General features: G+C 69.5%; 24 protein-coding genes and 1 riboswitch. Of the genes, 13 read left to right on the top strand and 11 right to left on the bottom strand.

Annotated features, from left to right (window positions below; genetic code table 11):
• Positions 1-8: 8 nt before the first annotated feature.
• The gene (locus MCHLDSM_RS31095; RefSeq protein ID WP_060937573.1) at positions 9-1,211 is read right to left on the bottom strand and encodes a serine hydrolase domain-containing protein; all 1,203 of its coding nucleotides are present in this window, start codon (positions 1,209-1,211) and stop codon (positions 9-11) included.
• Between the two features lie 116 nt (positions 1,212-1,327).
• Positions 1,328-1,394, top strand: a riboswitch (guanidine-III (ykkC-III) riboswitch).
• A 9-nt stretch (positions 1,395-1,403) separates the two neighbouring features.
• Here MCHLDSM_RS31095 and MCHLDSM_RS31090 point away from each other — a divergent pair.
• Positions 1,404-1,718, top strand: coding sequence for a DMT family transporter (locus MCHLDSM_RS31090; RefSeq protein WP_048473614.1), 315 nt, complete (start codon positions 1,404-1,406; stop codon positions 1,716-1,718).
• A gap of 13 nt (positions 1,719-1,731) precedes the next feature.
• Here MCHLDSM_RS31090 and MCHLDSM_RS31085 read toward each other — a convergent pair whose 3' ends face one another.
• The 6 genes from MCHLDSM_RS31085 to MCHLDSM_RS31060 form a co-directional block, all read right to left on the bottom strand.
• The gene (locus tag MCHLDSM_RS31085; RefSeq protein ID WP_048473613.1) at positions 1,732-2,226 is read right to left on the bottom strand and encodes a nitroreductase/quinone reductase family protein; all 495 of its coding nucleotides are present in this window, start codon (positions 2,224-2,226) and stop codon (positions 1,732-1,734) included.
• A gap of 23 nt (positions 2,227-2,249) precedes the next feature.
• A complete protein-coding gene (locus MCHLDSM_RS31080) occupies positions 2,250-2,468 on the bottom strand; it encodes a hypothetical protein (protein ID WP_048473612.1) in 219 nt (72 codons plus the stop codon).
• A gap of 109 nt (positions 2,469-2,577) precedes the next feature.
• Positions 2,578-2,958, bottom strand: coding sequence for a hypothetical protein (locus MCHLDSM_RS31075; protein WP_048473611.1), 381 nt, complete (start codon positions 2,956-2,958; stop codon positions 2,578-2,580).
• Between the two features lie 118 nt (positions 2,959-3,076).
• Complete coding sequence (locus MCHLDSM_RS31070; protein WP_048473610.1) at positions 3,077-3,994, bottom strand: Vgb family protein; 918 nt, start codon at positions 3,992-3,994, stop codon at positions 3,077-3,079.
• A 23-nt stretch (positions 3,995-4,017) separates the two neighbouring features.
• On the bottom strand, positions 4,018-4,587 hold the full coding sequence (locus tag MCHLDSM_RS31065) for a hypothetical protein (RefSeq protein ID WP_048473609.1): 570 nt from the start codon (positions 4,585-4,587) through the stop codon (positions 4,018-4,020).
• Positions 4,588-4,683: 96 nt separating this feature from the next.
• The gene (locus tag MCHLDSM_RS31060) at positions 4,684-5,361 is read right to left on the bottom strand and encodes a guanylate cyclase (RefSeq protein ID WP_109788988.1); all 678 of its coding nucleotides are present in this window, start codon (positions 5,359-5,361) and stop codon (positions 4,684-4,686) included.
• Positions 5,362-5,402: 41 nt separating this feature from the next.
• Between MCHLDSM_RS31060 and MCHLDSM_RS38665 the strand changes: the two genes are divergently transcribed.
• Complete coding sequence (locus MCHLDSM_RS38665; protein ID WP_165762011.1) at positions 5,403-5,567, top strand: hypothetical protein; 165 nt, start codon at positions 5,403-5,405, stop codon at positions 5,565-5,567.
• Here MCHLDSM_RS38665 and MCHLDSM_RS31055 read toward each other — a convergent pair.
• Entirely contained in the window at positions 5,564-6,349 is a 786-nt protein-coding gene (locus tag MCHLDSM_RS31055; RefSeq protein WP_048474119.1) for an adenylate/guanylate cyclase domain-containing protein, read from the bottom strand. The genes MCHLDSM_RS38665 and MCHLDSM_RS31055 overlap by 4 nt on opposite strands.
• Positions 6,350-6,383: 34 nt before the next feature.
• Here MCHLDSM_RS31055 and MCHLDSM_RS31050 point away from each other — a divergent pair, with 34 nt between their 5' ends.
• Complete coding sequence (locus MCHLDSM_RS31050) at positions 6,384-7,322, top strand: hypothetical protein (RefSeq protein WP_048473607.1); 939 nt, start codon at positions 6,384-6,386, stop codon at positions 7,320-7,322.
• On the opposite strand, the gene MCHLDSM_RS31045 is transcribed toward MCHLDSM_RS31050, so the two are convergent.
• Positions 7,282-8,727, bottom strand: a complete 1,446-nt coding sequence (locus tag MCHLDSM_RS31045; RefSeq protein WP_048473606.1) for a purine-cytosine permease family protein — start codon at positions 8,725-8,727, stop codon at positions 7,282-7,284. The two genes, MCHLDSM_RS31050 and MCHLDSM_RS31045, sit on opposite strands and share 41 nt — an antisense overlap.
• A gap of 85 nt (positions 8,728-8,812) precedes the next feature.
• On the opposite strand from MCHLDSM_RS31045, the gene MCHLDSM_RS31040 reads away from it, so the two are divergent.
• Positions 8,813-9,424 carry a TetR/AcrR family transcriptional regulator gene (locus tag MCHLDSM_RS31040; protein ID WP_053083138.1) on the top strand — a complete coding sequence of 204 codons (612 nt, stop codon included), beginning with the start codon at positions 8,813-8,815 and terminating at the stop codon, positions 9,422-9,424.
• Here MCHLDSM_RS31040 and MCHLDSM_RS31035 read toward each other — a convergent pair.
• Positions 9,408-12,347 (bottom strand): aminotransferase, encoded by a 2,940-nt coding sequence (locus tag MCHLDSM_RS31035; protein WP_048473605.1) that lies wholly within the window; start codon positions 12,345-12,347, stop codon positions 9,408-9,410. The genes MCHLDSM_RS31040 and MCHLDSM_RS31035 overlap by 17 nt on opposite strands.
• Positions 12,344-13,213, bottom strand: coding sequence for an alpha/beta fold hydrolase (locus MCHLDSM_RS31030; protein WP_048416868.1), 870 nt, complete (start codon positions 13,211-13,213; stop codon positions 12,344-12,346). Before MCHLDSM_RS31030 ends, MCHLDSM_RS31035 begins: the two co-directional genes overlap by 4 nt.
• A 106-nt stretch (positions 13,214-13,319) precedes the next feature.
• On the opposite strand from MCHLDSM_RS31030, the gene MCHLDSM_RS31025 reads away from it, so the two are divergent.
• From MCHLDSM_RS31025 to MCHLDSM_RS30985, 9 genes are all read left to right on the top strand, one after another.
• Positions 13,320-13,925, top strand: a complete 606-nt coding sequence (locus MCHLDSM_RS31025) for a TetR/AcrR family transcriptional regulator (RefSeq protein ID WP_234714249.1) — start codon at positions 13,320-13,322, stop codon at positions 13,923-13,925.
• A 72-nt stretch (positions 13,926-13,997) separates the two neighbouring features.
• Complete coding sequence (locus MCHLDSM_RS31020) at positions 13,998-14,471, top strand: VOC family protein (protein ID WP_048473604.1); 474 nt, start codon at positions 13,998-14,000, stop codon at positions 14,469-14,471.
• 167 nt (positions 14,472-14,638) lie between these two features.
• Positions 14,639-15,406: an MlaE family ABC transporter permease gene (locus MCHLDSM_RS31015; RefSeq protein WP_048416870.1), complete on the top strand. Its 768-nt coding sequence runs from the start codon at positions 14,639-14,641 to the stop codon at positions 15,404-15,406.
• Positions 15,403-16,257 carry an ABC transporter permease gene (locus MCHLDSM_RS31010; protein ID WP_048416871.1) on the top strand — a complete coding sequence of 285 codons (855 nt, stop codon included), beginning with the start codon at positions 15,403-15,405 and terminating at the stop codon, positions 16,255-16,257. The genes MCHLDSM_RS31015 and MCHLDSM_RS31010 overlap by 4 nt, the downstream gene beginning before the upstream one ends.
• 1 nt (position 16,258) lies before the next feature.
• Positions 16,259-17,707, top strand: a complete 1,449-nt coding sequence (locus MCHLDSM_RS31005; protein WP_048473603.1) for an MCE family protein — start codon at positions 16,259-16,261, stop codon at positions 17,705-17,707.
• A gap of 34 nt (positions 17,708-17,741) precedes the next feature.
• On the top strand, positions 17,742-18,782 hold the full coding sequence (locus tag MCHLDSM_RS31000) for a virulence factor Mce family protein (protein ID WP_082169149.1): 1,041 nt from the start codon (positions 17,742-17,744) through the stop codon (positions 18,780-18,782).
• Entirely contained in the window at positions 18,779-20,134 is a 1,356-nt protein-coding gene (locus tag MCHLDSM_RS30995; protein WP_048474115.1) for an MCE family protein, read from the top strand. Before MCHLDSM_RS31000 ends, MCHLDSM_RS30995 begins: the two co-directional genes overlap by 4 nt.
• Positions 20,131-21,489: a virulence factor Mce family protein gene (locus MCHLDSM_RS30990; RefSeq protein WP_048473602.1), complete on the top strand. Its 1,359-nt coding sequence runs from the start codon at positions 20,131-20,133 to the stop codon at positions 21,487-21,489. Before MCHLDSM_RS30995 ends, MCHLDSM_RS30990 begins: the two co-directional genes overlap by 4 nt.
• Positions 21,486-22,634, top strand: a complete 1,149-nt coding sequence (locus tag MCHLDSM_RS30985; protein ID WP_048473601.1) for a virulence factor Mce family protein — start codon at positions 21,486-21,488, stop codon at positions 22,632-22,634. The genes MCHLDSM_RS30990 and MCHLDSM_RS30985 overlap by 4 nt, the downstream gene beginning before the upstream one ends.
• The last annotated feature ends 1 nt before the right edge of the window (position 22,635 follow it).

Below are 22,635 nucleotides of genomic sequence, written 5' to 3'. Positions count from 1 at the left end.
CGCGTGGGTCACCCTCCGCTCAACGCCTGCCGCAGTGAAGGATTCGCGGCGTCGAGCAGGATCGGGAGCGCGGCCGGTAGCGACCCGGTCTCGTTGACCATCATCACGACGACGTCGCCGGTCCGCACGTTGAAGGCGGCGAAGCTCTCCCAGCCGATGATCTGGCCGGTGTGGCCGACCCAATCGTCGCCCCAGTGGATCAGACCCAGCCCGTAGACGTCGCCGTCATGGACGGTCGTCGGGCCGCCGACGCGGGCCGCGCCCAGCTGCTCGCTCAGCAGCGTCGACCCGAAGCCGGTCCCGGCCCACGTCCCCAGATCGCGCACGGTGGAATACATTCCGCCCGCGGCACCGCCCCACGACGGCGACCAATCGGTGACGTCGGTGCCCGGCGCGACCGTCGCGCCCACGTCGTTCAGCGACGCGGCGCCGGGGTCGAAGACGTAGCCGTGCGTCGCCGGCGCGGGCACCGTCGCGTCCGCCGGGGTCGGCAGCGCGGTCTGGGTCAGACCGGCCTCGGCGGCGGTCTGGTCGATGGCGTCCTCGACCGACTGACCGGACACAGCGGCGATCATCTCGCCGAGGATGATCGTCGCCGTCGACGTGTAGCCGGGGGTACCCGGTCGCGCATTGGGCATCTTCTGCGAAAGCTCGACGATCTGCTCGGGCGTCCACACTCTGCGGGGATCGTCGATCACTGCCGAGAAAACCGCGCCCGTGTTGGCGTAATCGGCGATGCCCGAGGTCATGTCGATCAACTGGGTGACCGTGATCGGTGCGAGCGCAGGGTGGCGCCCGGCGAGGTCGGGGAGCACGTCCGCGATCGTCGAGGCCAGCGACAGTCGGCCCTGGTCGACCAGGCGAAGCGCCGCCGCCGTCGTGAAGGTCTTGGAGATGCTGCCGATGCGGCTGCGGTCGTCGACGGTCGCGGCCGTGTCGGGCAGCGCCGCCTTCCCGTAGGCGCCGAGGTGATAGCCCTTCCGGGCATCCCACACGCCGACCCAGACGCCGGGCAGGTTCGCACCCAGGGTGGCGATGATCTGCTCGCCCGCGGCATCGATTGCGGCGGCATCCGGGGCGGACATCGGCGTCGTCGTCGGCGGCGGACCTGTCCACCGTCCGGTCGCGGTCGCGCTCGGCGCCGTCGAGGCGGCGACGAGCACGGTGATGGCGGCAGCGCCCAGAGCCCTGCGGATCGCCGTCCTCGTCACCCGCGGGATGTTAGTGGCCTGTGACTGTGCCACGGAGGCTTCCGGCCGGACCGTGAGGCATCGAGCGGTGACGAGACTGACATTGCCCCGGTGACGTGCCCTGTGAGAACTTCGTAACAGAGCCTTAACACGAGGCTTCCGGACGAGGGGTGCCGTACCCGGTGCGCGACAAGACGGCCCGGGAGAAGCGTCATGTCATGGGTCGTGCTCGTCGTGTCGGGCGTCCTCGAAGCGGTGTGGGCGACGGCGATGGGCAAATCCGAGGGATTCAGCAGGCTGTGGCCCAGCCTGGTGTTCGCCATCGCGATGGTCAGCAGCATGGCCGGGTTGGCCTACGCGATGCGGGACCTGCCGATCGGCACCGCGTACGCGGTCTGGGTCGGCATCGGCGCCGTGCTCACGGTCGTGTACGCCATGGTCAGCGGCCAAGAACCGACGTCTCTTTCGAAGGCGGTCTTCGTGGTGATGATCATCGGCGGCGTCGTCGGGCTGAAAGTGGCCCACTGACGCGCTGCCCAGGTCAGCGCGGAGTGAGCCGCATGATCGGGATCTGCCGACCGGTCTCGGACGTCTTCTCGCGGTAGTCGTCGTACCCGGGGTACACCTTCTCGGCCAGCGCGAAGAGGCGGGCGTACTCCTCCGGGTCGGTGACCTCCGTGGCCGTGAACGGCTCGTCGCCGAACTCGCACTCCGGATGCACGGTGAGGTTGAAGTACCACGACGGGTGCCGGCGCTTGCCGTAGTTCGACGCGATCAGGATCACGTCGGATCCGTCGTGGAAGTACGTCAACTGGGTCTGGCGCCGCTGGCCCGACTTCGCGCCGGTCGACACCAGCGGCGCGTTGATGATCGGCCCCATGTTGACCCGGCCGCCCGTCAGCCGGAAAAGGTAGGGGTCGGTGCGGCGGGCGACGTGCCGTGCGAACAACTGCCCGACCGGTGACCGGCCGAAGCGCACACCGCGCTCGTACGAGCGCCCGCGTGTGCGATTCGGGTCGACATAGCGAAGCGGCATACCGGCAAGCTACCCGAGCCCGCTCAGCGGTAACCGCGCCGGCGAGCGCCCACCCGGCGGTGCGCCGAGCGGTGCAGCTGGCTGGCCGCCACCAACGCCATCAATGTGACCGCCTGGCGAGCCAGGGCCGGCCGCTGGATGCGCTGCTGCCAGGTCGGCGTGCGCCGCGTGGCGCGACGCCCCACGAGATAGCCCAGCAACCCGGACATCGCCATCAGTGAGATCACCACGACGGCTGCCATGAGGTCCGAGCCTGCACGACGGCGGTCGCGGTCAGGTCACGAACGAGCCACACCTGAACGGCCGATGGCCGCCTGGATTCTCCAGACGGCCATCGACGCTGACGACAAATCAGGCGGCGTACCCGATGAACAACCCGTTCCACCAGATGCCCCACGAGTTGCTGCCCGGGTTCCACACCAGTGGCTGCGGGTCGCGGATGCCCAGGTCGAGCCAGTTCCACGGCCGCCACACGGGAGGCAGGCCGAAGCGGACCGGGTCGCCCCACTGACCCGGCGGAACGCCGGTCAGGCCCAGGACGGGCGGGTTACCGTTCTTCACCTGTCCGGGCGGGCCGAACGGGTTGTGTCCCGGCGGGTCGCCGGGCAGCCAGATGTCGTCGTTGCCGTGCCCCGGCTTCGCCTGAGCGATACCGGCGCCGACGCCGACAATGGCCGATCCCAGTGCTGCGGCAGCTACCGCACCTGCTGCGAATCTCTTGAACTGAGTCATGAACCCTCCTCAGAGTCGCTGTTCAACGCGCCGGTCGCCATGAATGCGTGGCCCCGGCCGGAACGACCCCCCGTACCGGATCTCAGAGTAGCCACAGTCTGAAGCGACCAAACGCTCCCTAGGGTTTAGCGCTCAGCGCTCCGATGCTGTTACCGGTCTTGTTGGTGAACCACATCACAGCGGGGTCAGGGCCGGGCTTGATGTCGAACGGCCCGTCGACGTCCGGCGGTGCACCGAAGAACTCCCACGACCCCGACTCCGGGCGGTGTCCGACGATGCTGTTGGCCGCGGTGTCGACGAACCACACCCGACCGTCCTCCCCGGCACAGACACCGTCGGGCTCCCGCAGCCGGAGGTCGGTCGCATGCCGCAGGGTGGCCGCCGGGTCGCGCGCATCGAACGACAGCAGCCCGGCCGGCTCGCGGGTGGTGAGCCAGAGCAGGCCGTCGGGAGTCTGTGCCCACGCCCGCGGAAGCGCGGGCAGTGCGCCGAGGGTCGTCACCGTGTCCGTGGCCACGTCGAGCGTGCCGAGCGTCCCCGCGACCGAGTTCACCCACCACACCCTCCCCTCGGGTGTGACGAACAGCGCTGCGGGAGCGGCGATGTCGGGATCGGCGACGATGCGCAGCGATCCGGCGGGATCGGTCGTGCGGGGATCGAGCGAGCCGATGGCGTCGATGCCCCGCAGCGAGAACCACATTCGCCCGTCGGGGCCGGCCTTCAGTGCGACGGGGCGGCTGCCGTCGGGCAGTGCGTACATGCTGATCGTCGACGCCGGATCCGCCGCGCCCGGGTCGATCGCGCCGAGGGCGTCCGAACCGAGGCTGGTGAACCAGACCCGGCCGTCGGGCCCGGGGAAGATGTTGGCGGGGAATCGGATTGCACCCGGAGCCGCGGCGAAGAGTTGCACGGTCCCGTGGTGTATCCGGCCCACGCGATCGTCGCCGATGTTGGTGAACCAGACGTCGCCGTCGGCGGCGATGATGCCCGACGGCGCGTTCAGGCCGGGGTCGCGGAGGGCGGTGATCGACGGCACGGCGCAGCGCCAGGACGTCCGGCTCAGCCGGCCCGGTACTCCACGACCGGGTCGCGGCTCTGCAGGGTCTCCCCGGCGATCACGACGAGTTCTGTGGGGGACAGCCGGTAGGTGGTGCCGTCGTTGCGGGCCTCGAACCCGGCGGGGATCGGTCGCACGTCGTCGAGGCGCAGCGACGCGCCGTCCTGCAGTCGGACGCCGCGGTAGCTGTAGTCGCCTGCGGCCGTCTCGCACACGACGATCGCGGAGCGCTCGGTGCGGGCGATGGCGACGGCGCGTTGCGTGGTGTCACAGCGCGCCGGGGAGTCGACGAAGCCCTGGCTGTCCGTGGCCGGTGCGGCGGCCTGCGGCCGCGGCGGCGCGGGCGCAGGCAGGGGCTTGGGGGTCGTGGTGACCCACTGCGACACCGTGGGCGGTTGCGCGGGAACGGACTGCATCTGCGTCGGGGCCGACGAGCGGGCCTGGTACAAGAAGAACGCGATGACGAGGGTGCCCAGGGACGCGACGACGATGGACAATGCCGACAGCCGCGACTTCCGCGTCGGGCCGGTCGGCGGGTCGTGTGCAGGGGCGTTGGCGGTGACCGTCGGCATGCCTGCGCTCCCTCGTTGCACGTGTGCTCGCCACCAGCAAAGCACTGCCGGTGCGGGAAACCCGGTATCCGGATCGGCGTTTCGCGCAGCAGCCGGCTACGCAATCACCGCGATCTCGTCGCCGAGGCGGTGGCCCGCCGCCAGCGGCAACTCGTCGCCGCTCCAGAACTTGCCGGGATCGAACCAGTTCGCGTGCTTCTCGGTGCGCAGCAGACCCATCTGCTCGTAGGTGATCGCCACGGTCTCGGCGCAGTAGGCCGTCTCCAGCCCGGTCTTCGCCTGCTCGGCCTTGCGCCGTTCGGCTGCCCGGCGAACACGGTTGTGCAGCAATGGGATTCCCCGGGTGAAGTCGCTGACCGTCGGAACGCGGCCGCGCAGCCATCGGCCGGTCAGGCGGGCCGTGGACGGGAACGGGGTGCCGTCCATGCGGGCGATCACGCGCAGCATGCGGTCTTCCTGCTCGCGGCTGGCGTGGGGGATGAGCTGACGCAGCCAGCAATGCTGACCGTAGGTGTGCACCCAGCGCTCGACCGCCGCGCGCAGATCGTTGAGCTGGACGCCGCGGTGATGGGTGCCTGTCCACAGGTCGAGCAGCTTGTCGCCGAGTTCGGCGTGCCAGATCAGCGGCGGCAGATCGTCGATGGCGACCGTCATCCCGACGTGGTTGACCGGGCTGTTGGTCATCGACTGGATCGCTCGGTCGGGTCCGGAGTGGCCGCGGAACAGCCAGATGTCGCCCGTGCGCGTCTCTTCCAGGGCGCGCTCGAGGGACACCGTGCTTGGATTCATGCCCGCAGCTTAGGCAGACTGCAGGCATGCGCGGAATCTGGAAGTGGGTGGGGCTGGCCGGTGTCGCCGGTGTCGTCGCCGGCGGGGTGCTGGTGGCGCGCGATCAGCGGCGGCGCAACGCCTACACCGCCGACGACATCCGCGCCCGGCTGCACCAGCGCCTGGACGAAGCGGAGAACCGGCCGGACTAGTCCCGTTCCGCCGCCACGGAGTAGAGGGTGTGCGAGCCGGAGAAGCCCTTCAGGTCGGCGTCGCGGCCCTGGTCCACGGTGATGTCGTCGCACGGGTTGACCGCGTCGCGGACGGCGGAACTGATCAGGATCTCCCCGCCGTCGGCCTGGGCGGCGACCCGCGCGGCCATCGCGACGTTGCGGCCGAACACGTCGTCGCCGCGCAGCACCGATTTGCCGGTGTGGATACCGATGCGCACTCGGAAGTCGTTGCGCTGCTTGGCCATCGACTGCTGAATGTCGAGTGCGCACCGCACCGCCTGCTCGGGCCGGGCGAACGCCACCATGAAGCCGTCACCCTGGCTCTTCACCACATGACCGTGGTGGTGGTCGACGTGACGGCGGACCGCCTTGTCGTGCTTGCCGATCAGCCGCACCCACGCCCGGTCGCCGATGCGCTCGTTGAGCGCGGTGGACCCCTCGATGTCGGAGAACATGATCGCCAGCCTGCCGTTCGGCGAGAGCCGGGCCAGGTCCGGCCGCTCCACCTCCGCCCAGTCCGCGAGCTCCTCGATCGAGGAGCGCACCGCCGCGCCGAAGCCGTCGCGGCGCAGGATGTTCGCCGTCTGCCACACCGTCTTGACCGCCCGGGTTCCGCCGGAGACCAGCATCTGCCGGGTGTCGAGGCGGCTGCGCAGGTCGTCGGCCTCGGCCTCCGCGGCCCGGACCCGCCGCCACATCACACCCAGCGCTATCGCCTCACCCACGGCGATCGCCGCGAGCGCCACCGCCACGATCTGCATCCCGGTCACGGCTCCAGTATTGGATGCTGGGGGCGTGACGAACGCGAAGGCCCCCTATTACGAGAGCCGGTTCCTGCGCGCCAACGCCGCCGACGGGTCCCGCGCGATCTGGCTGCGGGAGACCCTGCTGCTGCCGACCTCCGGTGAAGCCAGCGCCGACGTCTGGGTGATGGTGTTCGACACGGCGGGCCACCGCGCGCACAAGCAGACCTATCCGGTCGCGGACGCCACCTTCGGCGACGACCCGTGGGACGTTCGGATCGGGCCGACCAGTTTGGACGACGCGTCAGCCACCGGCACGGTGCCCGGGCACGGGTACTGGGAGTTGACGATCACCCCCGGCGGTCAGGAGCCCGTGCGGGTGCTGTCCGCGCGGGCATACCGGGCGCGGATCCCGACGGCCAAAACCGTGGTGCGCCACCCGCAGGCCCGGTTCGATGGCCGCCTTCTGCTCGACGGCGCCGACGTCGACGTCGACGGCTGGACGGGCAGTGTGAATCACAACTGGGGGACGCGGCACACCCCGGCGTACGCGTACGGGCAGGTGTGCGCCTTCGACGATGCGCCCGACTCGACGTTGGAGATCGTCACCGCGCGGGCCGCCGTCGGGCCGGTGCTGCTGCCCGGGGTGACCCTGTTCGTGCTCCGCCACGCGGGCGAGGAGTTCGCCGTGCGCACCATCTCCGGCAGCCTGCAGACCCACGGCCGGTACAGCCCGTTCACGTGGACCTTCGGAGGGCGGGTCGGGGAGCAGATGATCGAGGGGGAGATCACCACGGTGCCCGCGGACGTCATCGGTCTGACCTACACCGACACCCACGGCGGCACCAAGTACTGCTACAACTCCGCGCTCGCGCGGTGTCGAATCCAGTTGGCGGGCAGGGGGATCACCCGAACCGAGCTGACCAGCAGGCAGGCGATGTTCGAGATCCTCACCGACGATCCGCTCGCCGACGTCCCGCTGCTGGCATGACGAGGTAGATGCCGACCGCCAGCAGCGCCGAGCCGACCGTGCTCAGGTCGACGCCGCTCGCGATGTCGGCCAGCGGACCGACGTAGAGCGTGGTGTTGACCGCGAGCACTCCGAACACCGCCCCCGCCGTCCACGCGGCGACCGCAGGCAGATTCCAGCCGTGGGTGAACCAGTAGCGTCCCCCACGCCGGCCGTGGGCGAAGGCCTGTAAATCGGTGGGGTCGTAGTCGGGTGTTCGCAGCGCGCCGACGGCCAGGATCGCCACCCACGGGGTGATGACGGCGTTGAGCGCCACCGTCGCCGCGGTCACCGACTCGACGGCGTCGAACACGAACACGCCCACGAACAGCAGGCCGATCGCCACCGCCGCGGTGATCGCGGTGGTGTGGGTGCGTTTCAGTTGGGGCGCAAGCCCTTCGAGATCCAGGCCGCTGGCGTAGACACACAGCACGCCCTGGCCGAGTCCGCCCAGCACGGAGATCACCACGATGGGCAGGACGTACCAGGCGGGCGCCGCGGTGACCAGGTCATGCAGATACGATTCGGTCGGATCGGCGAACGAGGCGGCGGTGAACGCGCCGAACAGGCTGGGCGCCACGACGCCGACGAACATGCCGACGCCCAGCGCCGCGCAGATCCGTCCGTTGCCGTAGCGCCGCGCGGAGATCCGGCGGGTGTAGTCCCCGATCGTCGGCCCGTAGGAGATGGGCGCCGCCGCGAACAGCACCGCCGACAGTGTCCAGGTGGGCCAGAAGCCGCCAAGCGCGTAGTCGCCGCCGACTGCCGAGGCGTCGAACCGCCCCGCGAAGGCCGCCACCCCGAGGATCATCAGGACGCCGACGACGGGCACCACGATCTTCTGCATCGCGACGATCGTGGCGTGCCCGTACAGCGCGACCGTCGCCATGAGCACCGCGAGGACCGCGTAGGACAGCCCCCGGGCGGGCGCGGTCTCCGGGGTGCCGAGGATCCGGTGCGCGGCGGCGACGATCGCGTCGCCACTCGTCCACACCGTGACCGCGGCGAACGCCAACGCGATCAACAGCGCGATGGCCGACCCGATGAACCGCCCGCGGATGCCGAAGAACGCGCCGGAGGACACCGTCATGTTGGTGCCGGTGCGCGGGCTGATGACGGCCGTCGGGACGACGGCGAGCGTGCCGAGCGCGGTGCCCACCACCATCGAGGCGACCGTCTGCCAGAACGACAGACCGAACACGATGGCGAACGCGCCGAACACCACGTTGGTCCACGTGAGGTTGGCGCCGAGGAACACCGCGCCCACGTTGCGGGGCCGCGAGTCGCGCGCCTCCTCGGGCAGGTATTCGACGCCGGCCGCCTCGACGGCCCCGACGCGGTCTTCTGTGTCGGCGACGACGGCGGGGACGGGCTGGACGGCGGTCATGGCGGCTCGCTTTGTTGAGGGGTACATCAATAGTATTGATGTAGTGTTCAACAAGCCCCGCCGTTCGTCAAGAGGAGGAAGTCCGGTGACCCCCCGCGACGCGAAACGAAAACTCCCCGCCGAGCGGCGGAGTGAACTGCTGGGCAGGGCCGTCGAAATCGCGCGCGCCGAGGGCCTCTCGGCGGTCACCCTGCGCCGCGTCGCCGCCGACCTGGGTGTCACGCCGGGGTTGGTCAGTCACTACTTCTCCGCGGCCGAGCATCTGACGGCAGCCGCGTTCCGCGCCGCCGCGCAGCATGACCTCGACGCGGCGGGCGCGCGTGTCGCCGCGCAGACCACGGCGACGGCGAAGATGCAGGCGCTGATCGACTACGTGCTGGACGACGACGGTGACGAGGGCAGCGCCCTGTGGCTGGAGACGTGGACCCTGACCCGGCGCAATCCCGTGCTCGCCGGCGAAGCCGACGAGCTCACCGGCCGGTGGGTGACGCTCCTCGCCGACATTGTCGGCGCCGGCGTCGCCGCCGGTGAGTTCACCGTCGCCGGCCCCGTCGACGCGGTCGCGCGCCGCCTGCTGACACTCATCGACGGGCTGGGTTCGCAGAAGGTCGTCCGCTCGGTGCCCGCCGCCGAGGCCAAGCAGATCGCGCGCACCTACCTGGGATCGGAACTGGCCGGGGTCACCAGCCCTCGGTGAGCACGCGGTCGAGGGCGTCGACGTAGAAGTCGGCCCCCTCGACGTCGATGCACAGCGGTGGTTTGGTCTTGAGGATGTTCTGGTGATCTCCGGTCGGTTGGATGATCACGCCGAGGTCGAGCATGCGCTCGCAGATCGCCGCCGTCTCGGCCGTCGCGGGCTCCAAGGTCGCGGCGTCGCGGATCATCTCGACACCCAGGTAGAGCCCCACACCGTGCACGGTGCCGATCAGCGGATGCCGGTCGCGCAGCCCCTCCAGGCGCGCCTTCAGATGCGCACCCACGCGACGGGCGTTGTCCTGCAGTCCCTCTTCGGCGAGCACGTCCAGCACCGTCATGCCGATCGCGCACGAGAGCGGGCTGCCGCCGGTGGAGGAGAAGAAGTAACCCTGGCTGGCGAAGCCCTCGGCCACCGCGCGGCTGGTGATCACCGCTCCCAGCGGATAGCCGTTGCCGACCGATTTGGCCACCGACACGATGTCGGGCACGGCGTCCTGCTGCTGGAAGCCCCAGAACCATTCGCCGAGGCGGCCGTAACCCACCTGGACCTCGTCGGAGATCGCCAGACCGCCGCCGGCGCGCACCGCGGCGTACACCTGCTGCAGGTAGCCGTCGGGCAGCGCCATCCCGCCGGCGTTGCCGTACACGCTCTCGCAGATGAACCCCGCCGGTGGCCGGCCCTCGGCGATCAGCGCCTCGATCTGGGCGACCGCCTCGCCGGCGTAGCGGGTCGCCTCGGCGCCGCGGTACTTGCCGCGGAAGCTGTTGGGCGACTCCACGGTGTGCACCCAATCCGGCCGGGTGGCAAGGGCATTCGGATTGTCGGCGGTCGATGTCGACACGGCGTCGGTACCGTAGGTCCACCCGTGGTAGGCCTCTCGGACCGCGACGACGTCGCGGCGCCCCGTCGCCGCGGTGGCCAACCGGATCGCCAGATCGCTGGCCTCCGAACCCGAGTTGACCAGGAACACCGTGTCCAACGGGTCGGGGAGCAGGCCGGCCAGCCGCTCGCTGAACTCGACGACCGCCTCGTAGTTGAACCGCGAGTTGGTGTTCAGCTTGCGCAACTGACGGGCCGCGGCCTCGGCGATCCGGGGATGCGCGTGGCCGAGCACGGTGACGTTGTTGACCATGTCGAGGTAGCTGCGCCCCGCGGTGGACATCAGGAAGTGGCGGCGGCCGCGTTCGATCTGCGGGGGTTGGCGGTAGTAGAACTCCTGCACCGGAGCGAAACTCGCGTCCCGCCGGGCGAGCAGATCACCGGTGTCGGCGCCGGCCTGCAGCGGCGCGAGGCCGAGCAGCGGCCTCGGGTCGCAGAGCTGGGCGAGCCATCCCGGCGCCAGATCCGTGCTCACGAACGGCGGCGCATCGGGTGATCCGAGCGGCCGCACGCTCATCTCGATCCGGCCCTCGGCGGACGCGAGGGGGTCCCCGGCGCGCACGCTGCCCGACGCCGCGGGCTGCGCTCCAGCCAGGTGCAGTTCGAACCCGTTGCCGCGCAGCGTGATCCGATCAGCCGACGTCTCGACCTCGCCGTCCCACGGCGCGACGAGGGTGGTGGCCCCGGCATCGGGGGCGATCCACACGCTGATCCCGGTGGCGACGACGTCGGGGCTGTCCTGGCTCAGCCGCGGTGCGCGGCTCAGTCGCGCCTCCCCGAAGCGGGTGACGGCCAGTGCCGCACCGCCGTGCAGCGCGGCGCGGGCCGCGGTGTCCTCGACATCGGACCTGAGGACCCCTGCGGTGTCGAACGCATCGTCGTAGACGTCTGAGGTCGTCGACAGATCCAGGGTGACGACCTGCTCGGGCGGCGCGGCGATCATCGGAACCGCCACCGGCAGCTGCGTCGTCGTCCGCGAAAAGCCCAGGTCGGCCTTGATCGTCGCGCTCATCACGTCCATCGGCACCGACGTCGCGACCTCGAAGATCCGGGACTCGGCGTCAGACTGCTCGGTCAGGTAGTCGTTGCCGGGGTCGAGCACCACCTGTTGCGCGCCGCTGACGATCAGCACCGCGGCGCGCAGCACGATCATCGGCCACAGCGCGCCGCACTCGGCCTCCGACAGCGGCCGCACCGCGTGGAAGGCGCGCACCGCGGGCAGGATCGATGCCACCGAGCCGCCGACGTGGCCGAGCACCGACGACGCGGTGATCGCGAGTTCGGACACCGCCCAGGTGTACGAAAGGTCGCCGAAATCGATGATGCCGTCCGGGCGGGGAACACCGTCGACCCACGACACCACGATGTTGGCATCGGTCAGATCGATGTGCGCCGCCTGGCGCGGCAGCGCGGGATCGAGCGGTGCGATGCGCGACCAGGCCGCATCCGCCGCGGATTCCAGCCGTGCGCGCAGGCCGGCGTCGTCGACGTAGCGGGCGAGCCTGTCGACCACCTCCTTGGCGAACCGCAGGTCCCACTGCAGGATTCGGTCCAGCCCCGGATGGCTGAAGTCTGTCAATGCCCGGCTCACCCGGCCCGACACGTCGCCCAGTCCCGCGACCACCGAGGGCGTCAGATGCCCGGCGTCGACGAGCGTACCGCCGGGCAGGTAGCGCAGCAGCCGCACGTAGGCGGTCCCTTCGACCAATCCTTCGACGGGAGTGCACAATTCGCCGGACCTGTTGGGCAGCGGAACCGACACCCGCAACGTCGGCTCGGCGTCGGCGATGTGGGCGGTGGCCGCATCCTGGGCGGCCAGCTCGGTCGCCGTGAACGCCGGGTTGGCGATCTTGAGCACGCCCACCACCTCGCCGTCGGTGCCGATGACGAAGTTCTTGTCCTGCTGGCTGCCCAGCGAGGTGGCCCGTGCGACGAGGCCGTATCGGGTGGCCACGAGTTCCTCGGCCTGGGCTTCGGTGACCTGGGGAGCGGGAAGTTCCTGCTGCTGCAGGAAATTGAAGCCCGCGGTGTCGTGCGCGCTCACGGCCGCAGCACGAACGAGACGACGGCGTCGGAGAACGCGTCGTTGTCGTCGCCGGCAGCGGTGTGCCCCGCCCCGGACAGTTCGACGAACTCGGCGCCCGGCACCTTTTCCAGGAAGTCGGCCACGGCCTTCTCACTCACCACGTCGGACAGTTTCCCCCGGATCAGCAGGATCGGGATCGTCAACTCGATGGCCGCCTGCTCGAGCAGTTCGACCCGGACGAACGGATCGTCGTCGGGCGCGGTCAGGAACGCCGGGTCCCAGTGCCAGTACCACCGGCCGTTGCGGTGCCGGAGGTTCTTCTTCAGACCCTCGGGGTTGCTCGGCCGTCTACGGTGCGGCAGGTACGCCGCCACCGCGTCGGCGGCTTCGTCCAGCGAGCCGAACCCGTGCACGTGGCTGAACATGAAGTCGCGGATGCGCGCGCTGCCGTCCTTCTCGTACCGCGGGACGACGTCGACGAGGACCAGTCGGGTCACGGTGTCGGGGCCGGCCTCGCGAGCGGCGAGGATGCCGGTCAGCCCGCCCATGCTGGCCCCGATCAGCACGGTCGGGCGGCCGATCTGCTCGAGCACCCGCCGGGTGTCGGCGCAGAGCGCCTCCACGGTGTACCGGGCGTCGGGGGAGCGGTCGCTGTCTCCGTGGCCGCGGCTGTCGAGGGCGACGACGTGCAGCCCGCGGGACGCGAGCACCTGCCCCGTCTTCTTCCAGGAGAACCGGTTCTGCCCGCCGCCGTGCAGCATCAGCACCGAGGGCTGCGACGAATCGAAGCCGTCGGTCGTGGTCGGGTGGTTCCATTCGTCGGCGGTCAGGCTGAGTCCGTCGGCGCCGCGGAACGTCGCGATCGTCGAATCGCTGCTGGTCATGCTCACAGGCGTCCTCTCACTGGCCCCGGATGTGAGGGTAGGCGAGCACACGAGTTGCGCCGATCTCGGGTCCTGATGGCCGATGATGTCCCTAATATTTTCGTTTGTGCAAATTGATGCCGGCCACGACGACGATCGTCGCCGCATCATCGAGGCCGCCTACCGGTGCCTGTCCGAGCCGCACCGGGGCCCGATCCGCATGTCAGTGATCCTGCGGACGGCGGGCGTGTCCAGCCGGGCGTTCTACCGCCACTTCCGGTCGAAGGACGACCTGTTCCTGGCTCTGCTCCGGCAGGGGGCCGACGACATCGCCGCCCGGGTGGACCGGGTCGCCGCCGAGGCGGTCGGCAGTCCGGCCGATCAGCTCGCCGCGTGGATCGGCGAGGTCTTCGATCTGATGGTCGATCCGCGGCAACGGATGCAGATGTCGGTGATCGACTCCGAGGAGGTCCGGACCGCCCAGGGCTACCGGGAGCTGCGCGAACAGTCGCACGCGGGCCGGGAACGCTCGCTGACCGAGATCCTGCGACGCGGGCGGGCCGACGGCTCGTTCCCGCTCGCCGACCCCGACCACGACGCGGTCGCGATCAGCGCGCTGGTGAGCCGGATCATGACCAGCGTGACCTCCGACGATCTGCAGGCGGTCAAGCAGGCCCAGAGCCGGCTGCTCGACTTCGCGCTGCGCGCGGTGGGAGCGGTTTCGCGTGGGTGAGCCTGCCGCGATGACTGCTCGCCGGATCGACGGTCTCCATGGGGACAGCACCCCGACCACCAGGAGGCCGCCATGCCCGCCATCACCCCGTCGCTCTGGTTCGACGACGACCTCGAGGACGCCCTCGCGTTCTACACCGCCGTGTTCCCCAACTCCTCGGTCGAACGGGTCGACCGGTACACCGACGCCGGGCCCGGCGCACCGGGCGACGTGCTGGCCGCCTACTTCACCCTCGACGGTCAACCATTCATCGGCATCAACGGGGGCCCGGCGTTCCGGTTCACCGAGGCGGTGTCGTTCACGGTGCACTGCCGCGATCAGGCTGACGTCGACCACTACTGGGAGCGACTCGTCGACGGGGGAGAGGAGTCGGCGTGCGGCTGGCTGAAGGACCGGTACGGGCTGAGTTGGCAGATCGTGCCGGACCGGCTCGTGGAGCTGACCGCCGACCCCGATCCCGCGCGGGCGGGTGCGGCGACGAAAGCGATGCTCGGCATGCGAAAGATCGTCATCGCCGAACTCGAGGAGGCGGTGGCAGCTGTGTGAAGTGGCTTGTCGCCATGCAGCGGCAATGGTTCGTGTTGCCGTACCACATTTTGGTGATATACGGTCTGCCGGCGTCCTTGCAGATGTACCGTCAGCCCACACACAACAGGGGGTTGGTCAGTCGGAGGGCCGTCGCGGTGAACTGCATTCGAGGAAGGACCGGTTGAATGGTCGCTTCCGATGCCCTCGCCAAGCCCGTACGCGCTTTCGGCGGCTTCTTCTCGATGGCCCTCGACACGTTCGTGGCACTGTTCCAGCCGCCGTTCGCGTGGCGTGAGTTCATCGCCCAGTCTTGGTTTGTCGCCCGCGTGTCGATCCTGCCGACGCTGCTGCTGACCATTCCCTACACCGTGCTGCTGACGTTCATCACGACGATCCTGCTGACCGAGATCGGCGCCGCGGACTTCTCCGGGACGGGAGCCGCGCTCGGCACGGTCCGCCAGATCGGGCCGATCGTCACCGTGCTGGTGGTCGCCGGCGCCGGGGCCACCGCGATGTGCGCCGACCTGGGCGCCCGCACCATCCGTGAGGAACTCGACGCACTGCGGGTGATGGGCATCAATCCCATTCAGGCTCTTGTGGTTCCCCGCGTGCTGGCCGCGATGGTCGTGTCGCTGGCGCTGTCGGCGACCGTGATCCTCGTCGGTCTGACGGGGGCCTATTTCTTCGTCGTCTACATCCAGCACGTCTCCCCGGGCGCGTTCGCGGCGGGCCTGACGCTGCTCATCGGCACCACCGACGTCATCATCGCGTTGGCGAAGGCCGCGTTGTTCGGCCTCTCCGCCGGTCTGATCGCCTGCTACAAAGGCATTTCCGTGCGCGGCGGCCCGGCCGGCGTCGGTAACGCCGTCAACGAGACCGTGGTGTTCACCTTCATGGCGCTGTTCGCGATCAACATCGTCGCGACGGCCGTAGCGATCAAGATCACGCTATGACGGTCTCGCGGCCCCATTCCCAGTTCCCGTGGCTCAAGGCCCGGTACCAGAGCGTGGCCGGACCATGGAACGACATCGGAACGCAGGCCAAGTTCTTCGGCCGCACGCTGCGCTCGGTGGGCTACGTCTTCACCCACTACAGCGTCGAGCTGATCCGGATCATCGCCCAGATGGGCCTCGGCGCAGGCGCGTTGATCGTCATCGGCGGCACCGTGGCGATCGTCGGATTCCTGACGGTCACCACCGGCGCCCTGGTGGCGGTGCAGGGATACAACGACTTCTCCACCATCGGTGTCGAAGCGCTGACCGGATTCGTCTCGGCCTACTTCAACGTGCGGCTCATCGCGCCCGCCACCACCGCCATCGCGCTGTCGGCGACCATCGGCGCCGGCGCCACCGCGCAACTCGGCGCCATGCGGATCAACGAGGAGATCGACGCCCTCGAGGTGATGGGTATCCGCAGCATCGCGTTCCTCGCCTCCAGCAGGGTGATCGCGGGCTTCCTCGTGGTGATCCCGCTGTACTGCGTCGGTGTGCTGATGGCCTTCTGGGCGGCGCGTTTCGGCACCACGGTGCTCTACGGCCAGTCGACCGGCGTGTACGACCACTACTTCAAGACGTTCCTCAACCCCACCGATCTGATGTGGTCGTTCGGGCAGTGCATCGTGCTGTCGGTGATCATCATGCTGGTGCACACGTACTACGGCTACACCGCGCGCGGCGGGCCGGCAGGCGTGGGCGAGGCCGTCGGGCGGGCCGTCCGATCCTCGCTGATCATCTCGGCGTCCGTGCTGGTGCTGCTCTCCCTGGCCGTCTACGGCCAGTCCGGCAACTTCAATCTGGCGGGCTGACATGGACACTCACGACGAAGGGCTGCACCCGGCGTGGTACACGCTGATCCTGCTGCTGCTGATCGCGGTTGCCCTGTGGCTGACGTTCGCGCTGTTCTTCGGCACCTTCAAATCGCATGAGACCGTCACGCTGACCTCCGACCGCGCCGGTCTGGTGATGGAGACCAACTCGAAGGTCAAGCTGCGCGGCGTCCAGGTCGGGCGGGTCTCCGCGATCGAGGGCGGCAGCGAGCCGGTGGCTCTCAAGCTCGAGATCGACAAGGACAAGATCGGCCACATCCCGGGCAACGTCGAAGCCCAGATCCGGGCGACCACCGTGTTCGGCGCCAAGTACGTCGACCTGATCTATCCGCCGGATCCGAAGGGGCAGTTGCAGGCCGGCCAGGTGATCCGGTCGCGCAACGTCACCGTCGAGGCGAACACGGTGTTCCAGAACGTGGTCGCCCTCATCGACCGCGTCGACGTCGCGAAGCTGAACAGCACGCTGTCCGCGCTCGCCGACGGGGTCCGGGGTCTGGGCCCGCAGATCGGAGAGGCCACCACCGCCGCGAATCAGGTTCTGCTGCAGCTCAATCCGCGCAGTGACACGATCGCCGAGGACTGGCGCACGCTGAAGCGCTTCAACGACACCTACAGCGCCGCGGCGGGGGACATCGTCACCACGCTCGACGCGCTGAGCACCACCAGCACGACGATCTCCGACCGGGCGACGCAGCTGGACACGCTGCTGATGTCGACGATCGGCCTGTCCAACAGCGGTATCAGCCTGTTGGCGCCGAATCAGGCCAACCTGATCAAGGGCATCAACGTCCTGCGGCCCACCACCGACCTGCTGTACAAGTACAGCCCGGAGTACACCTGCCTGCTGACCGGCGCCAAGACGCTGCTCGACACCGGTGGCTACGAGGGTCCGGGCGGCAACGGCCGCACCCTCGTGCTCGACGTCGGGCTGTCGCTAGGCGACGACCCGTACCACTACCCCGACAATCTGCCGGTCATCGGGGCCAAGGGTGGGCCCGGCGGTAAGCCCTCGTGCGGCTCGCTGCCCGATGTCGCCAAGAACTGGCCGGTGCGGAACCTGGTGACCAACACCGGGTGGGGCACCGGTATCGACTGGCGCCCCAATCCGGGCATCGGGTTCCCGGCCTGGGCCAATTACCTGCCGACCACCCGCGCCGTGCCCGAACCGCCCAGCATCCGCAACCTGTTCGGCGGACCCGCCCCGGGGCCCATTCCGTATCCGGGCGCCCCCGCCTACGGTGCGGACCTCTACGCCCCCGACGGCTCGCCGCTGTGGCCGGGGCTGCCCCCGGCCCCGCCTCCGGGCGCGCCGCGGGACCCGGGACGCACGCCGGGCTCCGAACCGTTCATCGTCGCCAACCCGGCGCAGATGCAGCCGACCCCGCTGCCACCGGTTCCGCTTCCGCGCGAGGCTGCGCCGTCCCCATGACCACCATCGACTCCGCACGGAAAGGCAACCTGCGATGCCAGGCCTGACGACCTCGATACGGCATGACGCGTGGCGTCTCGCCGTGTTCCTGGTCGTGTGCCTGCTCGGTGTCTTCGGCCTGTTCGCCGTCTTCGGGCAGATGCGCTTTGGGGAGAAGACGCACACCTACCGGGCCGAGTTCACCAACGTGAGTGGCCTGGAGAACGGCGACTTCGTCCGGATCGCCGGTGTCGAGGTGGGCAAGGTCGAAAAGGTTGCCATCCAACCGGATACGACGGCGCTCGTGGAGTTCAGTGCGGACGACACGGTGGTGCTGACCGAGGGCAGCAGGGCGGTGATCCGCTACGACGACCTGATTGGTGGGCGGTTCCTCGCGCTGGAGGAGGGCGCCGGCAGCACCGCGACGCTGAAGCCGGGCGGCACCATCCCGATGGCCCGCACCGCGCCGGCACTCGACCTCGACGCGTTGATCGGAGGCTTCCGGCCGCTGTTCCGGGCGCTGGATCCCGACCAGGTGAATGCGCTGTCGGGGCAACTGATCTCGGCGCTGCAGGGACAGGGCGGGACGATCAACTCGTTCCTGGCCCAGACCGCGGCGCTGACCAGCACGCTGGCCGACCGGGATCAGCTGATCGGGCAGGTCGTCACCAACCTCAACGTGGTGCTGGGGTCGCTGGGCGACCAGAGCGACCAGCTCGGCAAGGCGGTCGACGGGTTGTCCGGTCTGGTCGAGACCCTCAAGGACCGCAGGCAGGACATCAGCAGCGGGCTCGCCTACACCAACGCGGCGGCGTCGAGCATCGCGGACCTGCTGGCGCAGGCGCGGGAGCCCTTCACCAAGACGGTGAAGGAAACCGACCGCGCGTCAGCCATCGTGGTGGCCGACAAGGACTACTTCGACAACCTGCTGAACACACTGCCCGACGCGTACCAGGCGCTGGCGCGCCAGGGCATCTACGGCGACTTCTTCAGCTTCTACCTGTGCGACATCGTGCTCAAACTCAACGGCAAAGGCGGCCAACCCGTGTACGTCAAGGTGGCCGGCCAGTCGACGGGGAGGTGCGCGCCGCGGTGAGATCCTTCAGTGAACGCAATCAGCTGGTCATCGGCACGATCGGGCTGCTGGTGACCATCGGCATCGTGGTCGGCTCGCTGAACTACGACCGGCTGCCGTTCTTCCAGGGCCGCGAGTACTCGGCCCTGTTCGCCGACGCCGGCGGCCTCACCACCGGTCAGGACGTGCTCGTGTCGGGGTTCAAGGTGGGCACCGTCAAGTCCATCGACCTGGACAACTCGCGCGCCCGGATCACGTTCACCGTCGCCAAGGACATCCGGCTCGGTGACCGTACCGAGGCGGCGATCAAGACCAAGGGGCTGCTGGGCACCAAACTGCTCGAGATCACCTCGCGCGGCGAGGGTCAACTGAACACCCAGATTCCGTTGGACCGCACCACGTCTCCGTACCAGCTGCCCGACGCGCTGGGTGATCTGGCGTCGACGATCAGCGGCCTGAACACCAACCAGTTGTCGGACTCGCTGCGGGTGCTGTCGGCCACGTTCGCCGACACCCCGCCGCAGTTGCGCGTCGCGATCGACGGCGTGGCGCGGTTCTCGCAGACCCTCGACGAACGCGACGCCCAGCTGCGCGGCCTGCTCGGCAACGCGAACAAGGCGACGACCGTACTGGCCGAGCGGAGCAACCAGATCGTCGGCCTGGTCAACAACAGCAACGCGCTGCTGGCCGAACTGCAGAATCAGAGTGCGGCGCTGGATCAGATCTCCGGCAACATCTCGGCGCTCAGCGACCAGCTGCTCGGGTTCATCAACGACAACCGCGCGACGCTCAAGCCGGCGCTGGACAAGCTCAACGGCGTGCTGACGATGATCGACAACCGCAAGGAGCGCCTGCAGAAGTCGCTGCACCTGCTGCAGCAGTACTCGATGTCGCTGGGGGAGTCGGTGTCCTCGGGCCCGTTCTTCAAGACCTATGTGGCCAACCTGCTGCCCGGCCAGTTCGTGCAGCCGTTCGTCGACGCCGCGTTCTCCGACCTCGGCCTCGATCCGAACGTGCTGTTGCCGTCGGAGCGCACCGACCCGCAGGTCGGTCAGCCGGGCACCCCGGCGCTGCCGGTGCCGTTCCCGCGCACCGGGCAGGGCGGCGAGCCGCGGCTGACCATCCCGGATGCCATCACCGGCAATCCGGGCGACCAGGGCTGCGGTCCGCCCGGGTTGCCGTTGCCCGGACCCACCGGCTGCTATCCCTACCGCGAGCCGCCGCCGGCGCCGCCGCCGGGCGGCCCGCCGCCCGGACCGCCTGCCGAGGCGCCGCCGAACCTGCAGTCGGTTCCCGGACCCACCCCGCTGCCGCAGGTGGTGCCCGCGCCCGGTGAAGCCCCGCCCGTCGCACCGACGGAGGGAGGCCAGTGACGCGAGTCCCGCGCTACCTCCTCATCGCCGCGCTGGTGGTCATCCTGGCCGGCGGTGTGGTGGTGCTGCTGCGCAACACCGACCGGGTCAACCGCACCCACGTCACCGCGTACTTCGAGAACACCAACGGCATCTACGCCGGCGACTACGTCAGCATCGTCGGGGTGCCCGTCGGCAGGATCGAATCCATTGAGCCGCAACCGGAGTCGGTCAAGGTCACGTTCTGGTACGACAGCAAGTACAAGGTGCCGGCCGACGTCAAGGCCGCGATCCTGTCCCCGACGCTGGTGACCGCGCGCAACATTCAGCTCACCCCCGCCTACACCGATGGGCCGGTGCTGGGCAACGACGCGGTGATCCCGCGGGAACGCACCGCGGTCCCGGTCGAATGGGATCAGGTTCGCGAGCAACTGGCGAAGCTGGCCGACAGCCTGCAGCCCACCGAGCCGGGCGGCGTCAGCCCGCTGGGCTCGGCGATCAACACCACCGCGGACAACCTGCGGGGCCAGGGCGCCAACATCCGCGACGCCGTCATCAAGCTCTCCCAGGCGATTTCGGCCCTCGGCGATCACAGCACCGACCTGTTCTCCACGGTCAAGAACCTGGCGATCCTGGTGTCGGCGCTGCAGGACAGCACCGACGTGATGCGTCAGCTCAACCAGAACCTCGCCAGCGTGACGAACCTGCTCGCCGACGATCCCGACGAGGTCGCCAACGCCGTGCGCGATCTCGACAACGTGGTCGGCGAGGTCCAGACGTTCGTGGCCGACAACCGCGAAGCGCTGGGCACCACATCGGACAAGTTGGCCGGCGTGACCCAGGCGCTCAACGACAGCCTCGGCGACCTCAAGCAGTTCCTGCACGTCGGACCGAACACGTTGCAGAACTACGTGAACATCTGGCAGCCCGCCCAGGGCGCCGTCAGCAGCGTGCCGATGATCAACAACTTCTCCGATCCGATCTCGTTCCTGTGCGGCGCCATTCAGGCGGCCTCCCGCCTGGGCGCCGAGGAGTCGGCCAAGTTGTGCGTCCAGTACCTGGCGCCGATCATCAAGAACCGCCAGTACAACTTCCTGCCGGTGGCGCAGAACGTCTTCGTCGGTGCCAGCACCCGGCCCAACGAACTCACCTACAGCGAGGATTGGCTGCGGCCCGATTACGTTCCGCCGCAAGGTGCTTCGGCTCCGCCACCCCCGGCCTCGGGCCCGGGGCCCGGTCCCGGCCCGGCACCGGCGCAGGACGCGCCACTGCCGCCGTCGATGGGTCCCCTGCTGCCCGCCGAGGCGGTGCCCACGACGCCCAATCCGGCTGACGGCCTGCAGGGCCTGATGGTGCCCCCGGGAGGGACGCCATGAGGCGCGCGGTGCGCGGCGTGACCGTCGCGGTCGTGTCGGTCGGGCTGCTGTCCGGCTGCGCGGGTTGGCGAGGACTGAACACGATTCCGCTGCCCGGCGTCGAGGGCGGCGGGCCGGGGGCGTTCACCATCGAGGCGCAGATGCCGGACGTCAACGCGATCGAGCCGAACTCGCGCGTGCGGGTCGGGGACGTCAACGTCGGCCACGTCCGCAAGATCGAGCGTCAGGGCTGGCATGCGCTGGTGACGATGGAGCTCAACGGCAACGTCGTGCTGCCCGCGAACGCGACGGCCACCCTGGGGCAGACCAGCCTGCTGGGGTCACAGCACATCGAGCTCGCGCCGCCCACCGACGTGGCCCCCGCGGGCCGACTGCACGACGGCTCGCTGATCCCGCTGTCGTCGTCGGGGTCGTTCCCCACCACCGAGCAGGCGCTGTCGGCGGTGGCGATGCTGCTCAACGGCGGCGGCATCGGCGACATCCAGGACATCACCGAGGCGCTGAGCGTCGCGTTCGCCGGCCGCGAAGGCGACCTGCGCAGCCTCATCGAGCAGCTCGACCTCGCGATCGGCTACCTCGACGACCAGAAGCAGGACATCATCGCCGCGTCGGAGAGCCTGAACAACCTGGTCGGTCAGTTCGCCGACCAGAAGCCCGTCGTGGACAAGGCGCTCAGGACGATCCCCGATGCGCTCTCGGTGCTCAAGGACCAGCGCAAGAACCTGGCCGAGGCGCTGACCCAGCTGGGCAGGTTCAGCGCGCTGGCCGCCGACTCGGTCAACCAGACCAAGGAAGCCCTCGTCGCCGAACTCAAGGCCCTCGGCCCGACGGTGGAGCAACTGGCCAACGCCGGCCCCGCGCTCACCCGCGCGCTCAGCTTCCTGCCGACGTTCCCCTTCCCGAAGGAGACGCTGACCAACTGGATGCGCGGCGACTACGCCAACCTCACGCTGGTCCTCGACCTGACGCTGAGCCGCATCGATCAGGGCATCTTCACCGGGTCGCGGTGGGAATGCGACCTGACGTGGCTGGAACTGCAGTGGGGCCGGACCATCGGGCAGTTCCCCAGCCCGTGCAACGCGGGTGGCCCCGGCACGGCGGGCAACCCGCTGGTCGCTCCGTACCGATTCGACCAGGGGCGGTGAC

The organism is Mycolicibacterium chlorophenolicum (assembly GCF_001044235.1).
GTDB lineage: Bacteria > Actinomycetota > Actinomycetes > Mycobacteriales > Mycobacteriaceae > Mycobacterium > Mycobacterium chlorophenolicum.
This window is presented reverse-complemented; position numbering and strand designations above follow the sequence as displayed.

Bases quoted from the DNA above. Each gene is read 5' to 3' on its own strand.
- MCHLDSM_RS31015 (WP_048416870.1), top strand. From the start codon at position 14,639: ATGGTCGCTTCCGATGCCCTCGCCAAGCCCGTACGCGCTTTCGGCGGC.
- MCHLDSM_RS30985 (WP_048473601.1), top strand. From the start codon at position 21,486: ATGAGGCGCGCGGTGCGCGGCGTGACCGTCGCGGTCGTGTCGGTCGGG.
- MCHLDSM_RS31000 (WP_082169149.1), top strand. From the start codon at position 17,742: ATGCCAGGCCTGACGACCTCGATACGGCATGACGCGTGGCGTCTCGCC.
- MCHLDSM_RS31010 (WP_048416871.1), top strand. From the start codon at position 15,403: ATGACGGTCTCGCGGCCCCATTCCCAGTTCCCGTGGCTCAAGGCCCGG.
- MCHLDSM_RS31090 (WP_048473614.1), top strand. From the start codon at position 1,404: ATGTCATGGGTCGTGCTCGTCGTGTCGGGCGTCCTCGAAGCGGTGTGG.
- MCHLDSM_RS31030 (WP_048416868.1), bottom strand. From the start codon at position 13,213: ATGACCAGCAGCGATTCGACGATCGCGACGTTCCGCGGCGCCGACGGA.
- MCHLDSM_RS31005 (WP_048473603.1), top strand. From the start codon at position 16,259: ATGGACACTCACGACGAAGGGCTGCACCCGGCGTGGTACACGCTGATC.
- MCHLDSM_RS31065 (WP_048473609.1), bottom strand. From the start codon at position 4,587: ATGCCGACGGTCACCGCCAACGCCCCTGCACACGACCCGCCGACCGGC.
- MCHLDSM_RS31075 (WP_048473611.1), bottom strand. From the start codon at position 2,958: ATGACTCAGTTCAAGAGATTCGCAGCAGGTGCGGTAGCTGCCGCAGCA.
- MCHLDSM_RS38665 (WP_165762011.1), top strand. From the start codon at position 5,403: ATGCGCGGAATCTGGAAGTGGGTGGGGCTGGCCGGTGTCGCCGGTGTC.
- MCHLDSM_RS31020 (WP_048473604.1), top strand. From the start codon at position 13,998: ATGCCCGCCATCACCCCGTCGCTCTGGTTCGACGACGACCTCGAGGAC.
- MCHLDSM_RS31080 (WP_048473612.1), bottom strand. From the start codon at position 2,468: ATGGCAGCCGTCGTGGTGATCTCACTGATGGCGATGTCCGGGTTGCTG.
- MCHLDSM_RS31085 (WP_048473613.1), bottom strand. From the start codon at position 2,226: ATGCCGCTTCGCTATGTCGACCCGAATCGCACACGCGGGCGCTCGTAC.
- MCHLDSM_RS31055 (WP_048474119.1), bottom strand. From the start codon at position 6,349: ATGCAGATCGTGGCGGTGGCGCTCGCGGCGATCGCCGTGGGTGAGGCG.
- MCHLDSM_RS31045 (WP_048473606.1), bottom strand. From the start codon at position 8,727: ATGACCGCCGTCCAGCCCGTCCCCGCCGTCGTCGCCGACACAGAAGAC.